General features: G+C 69.6%; 11 protein-coding genes. 5 read left to right on the forward strand and 6 right to left on the reverse strand.

Going from position 1 to position 11,360, the window contains the following annotated elements; genetic code table 11:
* The first annotated feature begins 45 nt into the window (after positions 1-45).
* The 4 genes from AB0D04_RS33700 to AB0D04_RS33715 all read left to right on the forward strand — a co-directional run bounded on the left by AB0D04_RS33700 (position 46) and on the right by AB0D04_RS33715 (position 3,791).
* Positions 46-1,185, forward strand: coding sequence for a hypothetical protein (locus AB0D04_RS33700; RefSeq protein WP_362711136.1), 1,140 nt, complete (start codon positions 46-48; stop codon positions 1,183-1,185).
* Between the two features lie 142 nt (positions 1,186-1,327).
* Entirely contained in the window at positions 1,328-1,825 is a 498-nt protein-coding gene (locus AB0D04_RS33705; RefSeq protein ID WP_362711138.1) for a hypothetical protein, read from the forward strand.
* Between the two features lie 524 nt (positions 1,826-2,349).
* Positions 2,350-2,760, forward strand: a complete 411-nt coding sequence (locus AB0D04_RS33710) for a DUF3995 domain-containing protein (protein WP_362711140.1) — start codon at positions 2,350-2,352, stop codon at positions 2,758-2,760.
* A gap of 410 nt (positions 2,761-3,170) precedes the next feature.
* The gene (locus AB0D04_RS33715; RefSeq protein ID WP_362711142.1) at positions 3,171-3,791 is read left to right on the forward strand and encodes a DUF4328 domain-containing protein; all 621 of its coding nucleotides are present in this window, start codon (positions 3,171-3,173) and stop codon (positions 3,789-3,791) included.
* Between the two features lie 75 nt (positions 3,792-3,866).
* Here AB0D04_RS33715 and AB0D04_RS33720 read toward each other — a convergent pair whose 3' ends face one another.
* From AB0D04_RS33720 to AB0D04_RS33735, 4 genes are all read right to left on the reverse strand, one after another.
* Positions 3,867-4,196: an MFS transporter gene (locus AB0D04_RS33720; protein ID WP_362711144.1), complete on the reverse strand. Its 330-nt coding sequence runs from the start codon at positions 4,194-4,196 to the stop codon at positions 3,867-3,869.
* Positions 4,197-4,242: 46 nt separating this feature from the next.
* Positions 4,243-4,521, reverse strand: a complete 279-nt coding sequence (locus tag AB0D04_RS33725) for an MFS transporter (protein WP_362711146.1) — start codon at positions 4,519-4,521, stop codon at positions 4,243-4,245.
* Positions 4,522-5,181: 660 nt separating this feature from the next.
* Positions 5,182-5,778: a DUF3995 domain-containing protein gene (locus AB0D04_RS33730; RefSeq protein WP_362711148.1), complete on the reverse strand. Its 597-nt coding sequence runs from the start codon at positions 5,776-5,778 to the stop codon at positions 5,182-5,184.
* Between the two features lie 115 nt (positions 5,779-5,893).
* Positions 5,894-8,278, reverse strand: coding sequence for a hypothetical protein (locus tag AB0D04_RS33735; RefSeq protein WP_362711150.1), 2,385 nt, complete (start codon positions 8,276-8,278; stop codon positions 5,894-5,896).
* Positions 8,279-8,510: 232 nt separating this feature from the next.
* Here AB0D04_RS33735 and AB0D04_RS33740 point away from each other — a divergent pair, with 232 nt between their 5' ends.
* Positions 8,511-9,704: a serpin family protein gene (locus tag AB0D04_RS33740; protein ID WP_362711152.1), complete on the forward strand. Its 1,194-nt coding sequence runs from the start codon at positions 8,511-8,513 to the stop codon at positions 9,702-9,704.
* An 87-nt stretch (positions 9,705-9,791) separates the two neighbouring features.
* Here AB0D04_RS33740 and AB0D04_RS33745 read toward each other — a convergent pair whose 3' ends face one another.
* Complete coding sequence (locus tag AB0D04_RS33745) at positions 9,792-10,541, reverse strand: SOS response-associated peptidase (protein WP_362711154.1); 750 nt, start codon at positions 10,539-10,541, stop codon at positions 9,792-9,794.
* A 291-nt stretch (positions 10,542-10,832) separates the two neighbouring features.
* The coding region (locus AB0D04_RS33750; RefSeq protein WP_362711155.1) for an SDR family NAD(P)-dependent oxidoreductase at positions 10,833-11,360 on the reverse strand (528 nt) is incomplete at its 5' end.

Here is an 11,360-nt window from a genome sequence, read left to right on the forward strand (position 1 = left end):
CGTTCCGGTCCGGCCGATGTCAGTACCCTTTGGCAGGATCACAGCATGAGTGATCTCGTGGCAAGCCTGCTCGATCCCGGCAACGACTGGAGCAACCGCACGCGGGACTGCTTCACAGACCTGTCACCGGAACTGACGGAACTGGTCCTGCACCTCGGCGCAGCCGCCCAGTTCTTCGACTACCGGTACAAGGTCGACACCACATGGAAGCGCCGGACCAAGGCCCTTCTCAAGGCTTACGGCGCCGAGGAACTGGTCCGGTACCTGGTCCGGGAACTGGCCCAGGGTGGCTCCTTCCACGATATGACAGACCCCCGGCACATCATCCAGGACATCGGGCAGAGCAGGGCACCCTCCCCGGCCCGGAGTCCGGCGATCGGCGTCACGCTAGCCGCCGGCTGGCTCCGGGGGGACACCTCCGAACTGGCCGCCGACCTGGCCATGGTGGCCCGTAAGAACGCCCAGGCCATGGACACCTACTACCGCGCGGACGACGATCTCGCCGGCGCCACCTTCACGGCCCTGGGCGAACTGCCCGGCCCGGCCGCGATGGAGGAGCTGTGGACCCTGCACTACTGGGTCACCCCCTCCCAGCATCCGCACAAGGTACTGGTGAAGTCCGTGAAAAAGGCCGCCGCCCGCCTCGTCGTCCCGCCGCACGAGCTGGCCGAACGCACCGTGTCCCGCCACGGACTGGAACCTGACAGGACATTGACGATCGGCTGGATCGGCCGCGGCGCACTGTGGTGGAACGCCGCCCTCGACGCGGTCATCACCGTGCACGACACCGGACGCGTGACCGTGGACTGGACCGACGAGGACGGCACCACCACACGCACCACGGCGCCGTTCCGCTCTCCCCATGGCTACAAAACCCGGACCCGCGCCGACAGCGTCGACGCCGTACGGCGCCACGCCCAGGACATGGAGAGGACGCTGGCTGCGGAGCGGCTCCGGCTTGCCACCCTGGCCGGCGAGAACCGCACCTGGCTCTGGCCGGACTGGACCCGGTACTACCGCGACCACCCCATCACCGGCGTGTTCGCGCGTTCGCTGGACTGGGAATACGAGGCGCCCGACGGGAGCGGCTACCGGCCGCTCGAGGCCGATGCCCCGGTCCGAGCGGTACCGTCCACCGCGCGGGTCCGACTGCGGCCCACCGAGTCCTCTCTTGCCGGGAGTTGACGAGGTGGTGCGTACACCGTTTCCGCCGGTGTGTCGCGGCGGGCGTGATGCTGCCATGCCGGCCGGCGGGTTGGCCCGGCCGGCCAGGACCGCTCACCTGACCCATACCAGCAGTGACAGTGCCGTTTGGCATCATGCCCGCATGGACTTCATCCTCGACCCGCCCACCGGCATCGGTCCGCTGCGGATCGGCATGCCGCGAGACGAGGCCGACACCGCATGGGACTCGCTTCGCGTCCCCGACTCACTGTCGCCGTCCGACAGTCTGGGGCAACGCATCTTCCGCCCCAGCGGGCTGATGATCAGCATTGACTGCATGGGTGGCGCGCTCATGGCGGCCGAACTCTGGCGCCCGGTAAACACCGTCGACAGGGTTCTCTTCCGTGACATCGACGTGTTCGCTCTGTCGGCCCGCGAGGTTGTTGAGCTCATAGGCGAACATGCGACAGTCGAAGAAGACCCAGATGACGCTGCTTCCTTCGTCGCTCCCGATCTCCTGCTCAGCCTCTGGCGACCCTTCGCCGGCGACGATCCCGACGAGCATCAAGGCTATTACTTCAGCTCGGTCCTGATGGCCCGACCTGGCTACTACGACACTCCTGCTGAAGCCGAGGAACGCCGCCTTCGCGCGACCTCCTGACCACTGTCACCGCGACCTCTGCGCGAGAGTGCAGTCACACCACGGGCTTTCGGCCCGTCTTCGGGGTCGATCGCGATCCGGCTCTTCGGAATTGTGCCGGCTTACGAGAGCGGCAGCGGCGACCGCTTCGATGACGTCCCCGCTGTTCATGTGTGCTCCTGAGTGCGGAACTCGCTTAGCCACCGGCATCGGTGAGGGGGCGAGGAGAACTCGCCTGTGCACTGGCCGCCTCCCGCCGTCCGCGTCAACTCGTATGAAGACACGTCGACTTGATGCCGGGCCGACGTGACCCACCTCGCACCCTGTACCCGCGTTTTCCTCGCCCAGACCGCGTAACATCATCCATGCCAAGCTGGCCTGTGAGTTCCTTTGCGTCAGAAAGTGAATGCGCCCCGCTGCCGCGTGGCGTAAGAGATGGGTCTGTACGGCCAACTGCGTGTGGGGGAGTGCTGTTGCCGTAGTCGCTTCGTACGCGCTTTGGGCCTGAGTTGGAGGCACTGGATATGGTCCGCACTGTGGTCCCTATGGTGTTAGCGATTGTCCTTATGGCGATCGGGGTATTGCACTTCATCTGGGCCTTCTCTCCATGGCCGTTCAAAGATGTAGTGACGTTTACCAAGACGATTGGTGGCAGCGACGACGGCGTGATGCCGTCGGCACCGAGCACCGTTCTGGTGGGTCTGGCACTGATCGGTGGCGCAGTGCTCACCCTCATGGTCAACGAGTCCATCCTGCTGATCGGCCCGGACTGGCTGCGGTTGGTGGGCATGTACGGCCTGGCGGTGGTTCTGCTCGCTCGTGGCCTGGGTGGATACTTCATGAACTCCGGAGCCGCCAGCGAATTCCAGCGGTTGAACACTTTCCTGTACTCGCCGTTGTGTGTGGTACTCGCAGTCCTGGCCGGCATTGTCGCGGTAGCCGCGAGCAGGCGTTAGCCTCGCGTTGCAGGAAGCGGGAAGTCCGGTGGGCGGGAATGGTCAAAAGCTATGGATCAGTGGCTTGTTCACGCTGACTCATGGTGCAGGTGGACGAGCCCTTTGATGGAGCCGGAGCCCGGATGAGCCGGGAGGGCGGAGTCGGGGGCCGGGGTGGTGGACGGCAAGAGCACCTGAATATCGGGGTGTTCGAGGGGTAGAGGTCATCTTTGCCGTCATCGCCGGGAAAAGGCCGCCCCGGCGTGCGTGGGGATCCGTAAAGCCGGGACAGGCCAGGGCGGCGCGGAGTAACGTCCCCCCGGCCCAGGACATGTCCAGCGACGCATGCGCTTCCGGGGGGAATCATGGACGGTCCACTGCAGGGCACACCCACAGGCGCAAGTCCGGCCGGTGAGCAGCAGCACAGGCCGTTGACCCGCCCGGCCACCGCCGCGGCAACACTGATCTTGTTGGCGCTCGTGGGCGACGTATTGATCACGGTGTCCGACTGGCGCAACTACCTTGTCGTCCACGACTACTTGACCGGGGCATCGACGATCGTGGACCTCGAGGCGGCCGACACCTTCTCGTCGTTCGTGTCGATACCTACGCTCGTGGTGTATATCGCGGCCGGCGTGGTGTTCCTGGTCTGGTTGTGGCGGGCGCGGATCAACGCCGAGCTGTTGGGCGGCCCCACCGCGCAGCGCCGGTCCCGGGGCTGGGTGGTCGGCGGCTGGTTCGCTCGGGTGGCCAACCTGCGGTTCCCGTACCAGGTCGTGTGGGACATCTGGCGGGCCAGCGCGTCCCGGCGGCCGGCCCGCGGCGGCCTGATCATCGCCTGGTGGGCGTCGTGGGTGGCCAGCACCATCATCAGCCGGGCCTACCTGCGGTTCTACCTGGGGGAGGAGATCACCGAGCAGGGGCTGCGCAGCGCCGCGAACCTGTCCACCCTGGGCATGGTGCTCGAATTGGCCGCCGGCGGGCTGATCGTCCTCATCATCAACCGGATCACTGCGTGGCAGACCCAGAGGCCTGCCCAGGACGCGGCGTGAGGGAATCGAGCGCGCACGCTGCCCAGTTCGCTGACCTGGTGCGGTGCGTGATGGACGGTGTGCGCGACGCACTCGTCAGCAGGGCCCGACGGCGGGGGAAGCGTGGGGCGCGCAGAGCGGGCAGGGCGAGCGCCATGCCGAGGGGGTCCGGGCGCAGGGCGCGGTCGGCTCGGGACTCGGTGAGAAGCGGCGGCCGAGCAGGATCGTGCAGAGGCCGATGGGCAGGTTGATCAGGAAGATCGGGCGCCAGCCGAGGCCGAACAGGTCGGCCTGGGTGAGGACGCCGCCAAGGACGGGCCCGGCCACGCCACCGACGGACATGACGGCCCCGTACAGCCCGAACGCCTTGGCACGGGAGCCTTCGGCGAAGGTGACGTGCAGGGTGGCCAGGACCTGCGGGACCATCACCGGCGCCCCGCCGCCCCGGCGCCTTGGAGGACGCGGGCGGCGATCAGCGCAGTCCCGGGTCGGCGGCGAGGCCGCACAGCAGCGATGCGGCGGTGAAGACGCCGGTGCCCAGCAGGAAGGCGCGTGTGCGGCCGTAGAGGTCGCCGAGCCGTCCGCCGGTGGCCAGCCCGAGGGCGAACGTCAGGGCGTACGCGGCGTGGATCCTCTGCAACGCGGCGGCGGAGGAGCCGGTGTCGGCCTGGATGGACGGCAGTGCGGTGTAGACGACCGACCCGTCCAGGGCGTTCATCGGCTCTGCGGTCAGCACCACGGCCAGCGCCATCGACCGGGCACGCCTGGGGCGGTGGAGGAGGCGCCGGTGCCGGGCACGGCGGTGCGGGTGTCGGAGGACACGGGGAAGGGGTTCCTGTTCTGGCAGTAGGAAAACGGGCAGGCCAGGGCCCGTGTACGCCTACTGCGCACAAGGTGATGTCACGGAGCCCAGGCCATCGGGAACACCGTCTTCACAGCGGACAGCACGACCGCGCGCAGCAGTACGCGCAGGGGTCCGCGGGCAGAGCCCTGGAAGAACGGTTACTGGGCCTGGGAGATACGTCGTCACCTCGAAACATACGAAACACCCCGGTCAGGGGTGCGGAACCGCACCAGCATCAGCAGCCGGCCAGGACGGAGGAAAACTGATTCCGGGCGGCTGCGACGGTCCCGGTGACGGCGGGACCGTCGCCGGATCCCGCTTCTGGGCTTCCGTCCGGGCCGGTCGCACCGCGCTGCACATCAGGGTGCATAGGGCGAGGACATGACTGGCCCTATGCACCCTGATGGTCGGCCCTCGGCCCTCGGGCCAGGAGCCGACCGGCCCCCGCCTGGCCCCACGACGAACTCCCCTTCCACCCGGCCCCCGCCTTCGACGACATCGAGGTTGCGGCGGGTCACTCCTGGCGGCCGTCGGCATTCTGTTCGCGTCGCGTTCCCTGACGTGCTGTCAGTCGGCGTCGTTACCTGGGCGCTCCGCTCTTCCAAACTCCCGTGCGGCCAGGCCATAGACGAGACCGCCGATCAGGAACCAGGGATTCCACAGCACCAGCGACCACAGCCGCTGTTCCGGGCTGACGTCGATCTCCTGGCCCGCTGCGTCGGTCAGCAGCAGCACCTCGATGGCGAGGCCGCGCAGCAGCAGCACAGCGCAGGCACACCACCCCAGCGCCTTGACCGCCCGTCCTGCCAGGCCACGAGGCCGTGGCCTGGCGAGAAGCCATCCCAGTGCACCGCCGACAAGGCAGAGTATTCCCACGCCCCACAAGCCCACCGCCACGAACCACCCGGGGAGTTCCTCGGCCAGGGGCCCCGCCGAGGAACTCAGGCCCCAGCTGCCGCCCAGCGCCCAGTAGAAATGAAGCATGGCGAAAGCAACCGCCCAGCTACACGCGATACGCCCCCACAGTCCCGACTTTGTCTTCAACGCCGTTGGCGTTGTCTTGCCCTGCGGATCTTCATACATAGCGAGGAGCATGCCATTGCCGTGGCGCGCCTCGGCAATGGCATCGCTGGGAACCAGCACGCCCACCGTCCAGTCGGCCACCGCACGCGACCGACCACTTCGGACTTGATCGTCCCGGGGGCACCCGGACGCCGCGGCCGATGGCCGAGGCGCCTGGGTGCCTGCCGGCGCTGCGGCGGGTCAGCGCTGCGGCGGGTCAGCTTGCCACGGCGCCGGACGTGGCGAGGAGTTCCGGGATGGTGCCGTGGAACTCGGGCATCATGTGGAGGGCTATGGCCCAGGCCTCGACGTCCGCACCGAGATGTGCTGCGGTCAACTCGGCCGCCAGAGTGCATGGTTGTGCCCATGCAGGCGCGGTGATGCGCCGCCATGAGCCCGTACCGGTGAGGAAGTCGAATGCCTGCTGGGCCGGGCGCGCGTGCCGCAGCACGTCGTCCGGGGTCAGAGTTCCTCGGTCGAGCGCGCGCACCACCGAATCGGCGGTGTGCCCCTGTCTTACCAAAGGCCCCTCCCGCAAAGCCTCCAGGAGCATGGCGTGGGGGCAGTCGGGCTCTCTGGTGAGTACCCACAGGGGCTCGTCGGGGAAGGGGTCCGCGGCGTGCGCGCGCCGCAGCTCCGCCCAGGGCAGCGTGCCGCCCTCGGAGACGATCCAGTGGACGCCTGCGCCGTAGACGCGGGTCTGTTGGCGCAGGGAGGCGATCACCCGCTCGGGGTTCTCCTCGGCCGCAAGCCGTCGGCGCAGCACGTCGAGTCCGTCGGGACCGTCCAGGGCCTGGTGCACGGCACGCTGCGTGGGTTCCGGCCACGGGTGATACTCCTCGCCGCCGACCGGGTCCATGAGTCGCCGGACTGCGTCCGGCCCCTGTTGCTCCCACAACGCGATGGCCACGCGGAGACGGCCGGCCTCGGTCCGCAGCTTGATCTGGTGCACGATGACCCGGGCGACCTCGAGGTCGCCGGATCCGAGGCCCGCAGCGACCCAGTCGCGGTAGTGGCCGAGGTCGAGGTCGCTTCGGGGGGCGATCAACTCCTCGCCACCGTGTCGGCCCCGGCTTGCGAGGATCCTCACCCGTTCCGCCGGTGTGATGTTTCTGCAGTACGCGTACAGCCGTGCGTTGACGCCGGGTTCGTCGACATCGAGGAGTGCTTCCCGCTCCTCGACAGGCAGGGACCAGTCGGAGGCGTGCGCCTCCAGGGCCGCAGTGCCGTGGACGGCGACCACCTCGCCGTAGAGCCTCTTCGAGGGACTACCGGAGACGAGCAGATGTTGGACGGCCCGCATGTCGAGGTGCGGTACGAGACTGAGCTGCACCTCCTCCGGCGCGCAGCTGTACAGCTGCTGGAACACGGCGCGGGCACCGTCCGGCTCCTTCGCGGGGAAGTCCGCGTCCAACGGCTGGGGCCACCGGGTGTGACGTTCGGTCGACGAGCATGCCTCGGCGACCAGCGCGGTGGCGGACCCCTCGAACGTCGGCAGGCGGGCGTACAGGGTCAGCCAACTGGCCGGATCGGAACCGAGCGGGGCGAGCAGCTCGACGACGGCCCGGCGGGTCGGCTCGTGGTCGTACGGGAGCGCGGCGAGGAAGCTCCGGGCGGGTGCCGCTTCGGCCAGGATGCGTTCGACCGGCAGCCACCCTTCCGGTATGCCGCGCCTGAGGAGAGCGGCGATGTCGAACCGCCCTGCGCGGGCGGGGCGGCCGAGGAGTACGTCCATGGGCAGCCGTGCCGCGTGAGCGGCGGACGTTCGGGGGTACGCGCGAAAGCCCGCCATGGCCAGGTCCTCGGGGCAGTCGGGCCACTGGCTCAGGGTGATCAGCACGTTCGGGGTGAACGGCCACCGTTCGTGCTCCTTCCGCATCAGGTCCCAGTTCAGCGGGGCGCCGCTCCGTCTGATGCCGGTGCGTATACCCCGCAGCTGGGCGACCGCTTCCGGGTCTTCCCACTCCCCGGGTACGCGGCGGTCCCGGAGGAACGAGGCGGGGTCGGGCGCGACGGCGGCTTCCCGCAGCAGCTCGGGGAGACCGGGGTGGGCTGCGTTCTCAACGGCCCCGGCCAGGCCGACCAGTGATTCCGCTCCGCCGCCGCAGGCGAGGAGCACACCACATGCGTCCAGTACGACGGGCAGCGGCAGTTGCCGCGCGGACTGGGCAAGGGCGCGTGCCACGAGCTCCGGGAACGGACCCTCCAGAGCGGGTGTGAGTATTCCCTTCACCTCACTCTTGAGCAGCGTCTCGACGAGCCCGCCCGGCGCGTACCAGCCGGGGTCGGCCGGGTCGGCGGCCGCCAGGACCGCGGCCCGCACGTCCCAGTGCTGCCACAGAGCCCACCCGTTCTCCGGACGGCCGAGCCCTGCCAGACGCAGCCGGAATGCCGGATCGCACGCATCGCGGTGGGAGTTGCTCGCGAACGCCGTGCACAGCTCCCGGTCGCCGGACGCGAGGACGGCCTCCAGGAGACGGTCCGGCAGCTCGTCCCCGTCGCGCAGCAAGGAGAGGACGTCGGTCCGCAGCCGCGCGATGAGCGCGGGAATGACGGACGGGTCAGTCAGCCCGAAAGCGGTCTTGACGGCGGTCTGATGCACGCGACGTGCCCTTCGTTCAACGGACTTACTGCATCAGCAGCTTGACACAAGGGTCTGATCATGCGGACCGACGTCGGCCGGCGGGCCGGCTGGGGGATCCGGATTCCTCACCCGGTCCGATGGCCGTCGGGGTGCTGAATCTCCGCAACGCCTCCTGATGTGAGCACCGGTGTGAGATCTGTCGTACGGTTCTGCATCGCGACACCTGACGGTGCAATGGAGGGGGAACGGTATGACGACAGAGGCCGGGGCGCTCATAGGCCACGGGGCGGCGATCCGTGGGCTCGCGGAGCGGTGGCTGGAGGTGGTGGCCGCCGATGAGGTCGTACGCTCCGGCGGCGGGGACTTCGCCTGCTCGCCTGCTGGGCTGTGGCTCGCGCTGTCGGCCGTCGCCGCAGGTGCGAACGGCGATACGGAGCAGGAGCTGCGGGGCCTGCTCGGCACGGCCGGCGAGGAAGCCGCGAGTGCCCTCACCGAGGTGGCCCGCGCGCTGGCGCATACGGACGCCCTCGCCGTCGCGACCGGTGCGTGGGCCCGTACACCCCTCTATCGTGCTTTCCGGGAAGCGCTGCCCGACATCGGCTTCGGCCACCTCGACCCGGACGACCTGTCCGGGATCGACGCCTGGGTCAGAGAGGCGACCGGCGGCCTGATCCAGGAACTGCCGGTGAAGCCTGGCCCGGACACAGCCTTTCTGCTGGTCAATGCGCTGGCGCTGAAGGCCCGCTGGGAGTCGCCGTTCGACCCCGAGCTCACCGCGGAGCGGAATTTCACCGATGCGGCGGGTGTGCGGCATCGGCTGCCGACGATGTTCCGGACGGTTCGCGTCACCGATGCCTGGTCCGTACCGTCCGACGGCGGCCTGCCCGCCACGGTGGTGGAGCTGCGCTGCGCGGCCGGGGAGGGCGGGCTCCCCACAGTGGTACGGCTCGTACTCGGCGCGCCGGAAGCCCCTGCCGCCCGTGTGCTCCCTGCGGCCTGGGCACCGCCCGCAGCGCGCTCCGCTTTCGAAGCCGATGAGGTGAGCATCGCGCTGCCGCGGCTGGAGCTGCGGACGACCCTCGATGCAGTGGACCACCTCACGGCACTGGGCGTGCGCGTGGCGACCACGGATGACGCCGACTTCTCGGCGATGTCCCCGGAGCGGCTGAAGATCGGCAAGGTCGTCCAGGAGTGTGTGGTGAAGGTCGCGGAGAAGGGCGTCGAGGCCGCTGCAGCCACCGTCGTGATGATGGGCTTTGGCTGCGCACGGCCGCAGCCGCGGCGCATCCACCACATCGCCTTCGACCGTCCCTTCGGCCTGGCGGTGCTCGACGGCAGCGGCGAGGTCCCGCTGTTCACCGCCTGGCAGGCGACCGCCCCACGCGATGTGACCGGAGCAGCGGCGCCCGCCGACCGGTTGGGGACGCGCAGGCGCCTCTGGTGAGCCGCCGGACCTGGAGCGGCGCCGGGGCCGGGACTCCGTCCCGCCGTCCGGCGCCGGCGCTGCCGACCGCCCGACGAACACCTGCCGTCAGGTGCCGGCGAGGCCGTCAGCGGCACTGTCCAGGAGCTGAGGGCCGTTGTTGCGTACGTTGTTGACCGCGGTGGACACCGCACGGGCGTCCAGGTGGCCGGCGGCGGGGGCAGCCAGCAAGCCGCGCAGTTCGCCGGGTTCATGGTGGGCAGGGTCGAGCCAGGTGCTCCAGTCAGCAGGGGCGATGGCGAGGGGCATGCGGGGGTGCACGCGTCCGGCGGCGTCGGTGGCTTCGGTCGTGATGATGGTGCAGGTGGTCCACCACGCCCCCGGGGCGTGGTCGTCGGACACGTCCGGGTCGCGCCAGAACTCGTAGAGGCCGGCGAGCGCCATGACCTGGCTGTCTTCGGGGCTGATGAAGTAAGGCTGCTTGCGGGCCTTGGCGGTATCGGTTGCCGCGACGGCCTGCCACTCGTAGAAGCCGTCCGCCGGCAAAAGGCAACGGCGCTTGGCGAACGCCCGGCGGTAGGCCGGTTTCTCGGCGACGGTCTCCACCCTCGCGTTGATCATTTTCGCGCCCGTGTTCAGGCTCTTCGCCCACGAGGGCACCAGGCCCCAGCGCAGCGGCCGCAGCTGCCGGGTGATCTCGCCGGTGTCGCGCTCGACGCGTTCCAGTACCGACCACACGTGGTCGGTCGGGGCCACGTTCCAGCTCGGGGCCAGAGCCTGGTCGGGGTCCCAGCGCGTGACGTCGAACAGGTCGACCAGATCCTGCGGACGGCGGGTGGAGACGTATCGGCCGCACATGCCTCCACCCTGCCACGCCACCGGCCCTGGCCGGCAGCCATTCCACCACGTGCCGTACGGGGCTGTGACTGCGCGCTTCACTGGTGGTGTGCGGGGAGCGAGCTGCGAGACGACGCCAAAGCTCCGGCCTCGTTGCTCCCTCGGCCATACCTACGCACCGATGCTGCCTCACCGATGCTGCCTCACCGATGCTCCCTCACCGATGGTGCGGCTTCAGCCTGCGGGGTTCGCCACGTCAGGCGCACTGTCACGGTCGCTGTCACGGTGTCTGACCGCCGGCGCTCCAGACGCCTACCAGGGCAATGACCCCGCCGCATCGAAGTACCCACCGGTGGGGTCCTCCGGGCCCGCCTGTGCCATGCGGACGATGATCTCGGCGCCCTCCTCGACCGTCTGGACCCCGGTGTTCCCGTTCAGATCCGTCTTGGTGAAGCCGGGCTCCACCGCGTTGATCCGCATGCCCGGGAACGCCTTCGCGTACTGCACGGTGATCATGTTGACCGCGGTCTTCGAAGCCGGGTACGCGACCCCCGGGTAGGCGGCGGCGGGGTGGCCCGGGTCGGCCGCGTGCGCGAGCGAGGCCAGGCCGCTGCTGACGTTGACCACGACCGGCGACGCGGACCGCTGCAGCAGCGGCAGGAACGCGTGGGTGACGCGTACTGTGCCGAAGACGTTGGTCTCGAAGACCTCCCGCATCGTGTCGGCGGTGATGTCCGCTGCGCCGGCCACCTCGTTGTTCGGCCCGCGTGCCTCGATGCCGGGCGCGCCGGTGGCGGAGCCCGTGCCGGTGGGGGCCGGGGTGGCCGTGGGGGCCGGGGC

It is taken from the genome of Streptomyces sp. NPDC048483 (genome assembly GCF_040651455.1).
GTDB lineage: Bacteria > Actinomycetota > Actinomycetes > Streptomycetales > Streptomycetaceae > Streptomyces.

What these genes read in the sequence shown, in the direction of transcription:
- AB0D04_RS33700 (WP_362711136.1), top strand. Translation starts at nt 46, where the DNA reads ATGAGTGATCTCGTGGCAAGCCTGCTCGATCCCGGCAACGACTGGAGC.
- AB0D04_RS33705 (WP_362711138.1), top strand. Translation starts at nt 1,328, where the DNA reads ATGGACTTCATCCTCGACCCGCCCACCGGCATCGGTCCGCTGCGGATC.
- AB0D04_RS33710 (WP_362711140.1), top strand. Translation starts at nt 2,350, where the DNA reads ATGGTGTTAGCGATTGTCCTTATGGCGATCGGGGTATTGCACTTCATC.
- AB0D04_RS33720 (WP_362711144.1), bottom strand. Translation starts at nt 4,196, where the DNA reads ATGGTCCCGCAGGTCCTGGCCACCCTGCACGTCACCTTCGCCGAAGGC.
- AB0D04_RS33725 (WP_362711146.1), bottom strand. Translation starts at nt 4,521, where the DNA reads ATGGCGCTGGCCGTGGTGCTGACCGCAGAGCCGATGAACGCCCTGGAC.
- AB0D04_RS33740 (WP_362711152.1), top strand. Translation starts at nt 8,511, where the DNA reads ATGACGACAGAGGCCGGGGCGCTCATAGGCCACGGGGCGGCGATCCGT.
- AB0D04_RS33745 (WP_362711154.1), bottom strand. Translation starts at nt 10,541, where the DNA reads ATGTGCGGCCGATACGTCTCCACCCGCCGTCCGCAGGATCTGGTCGAC.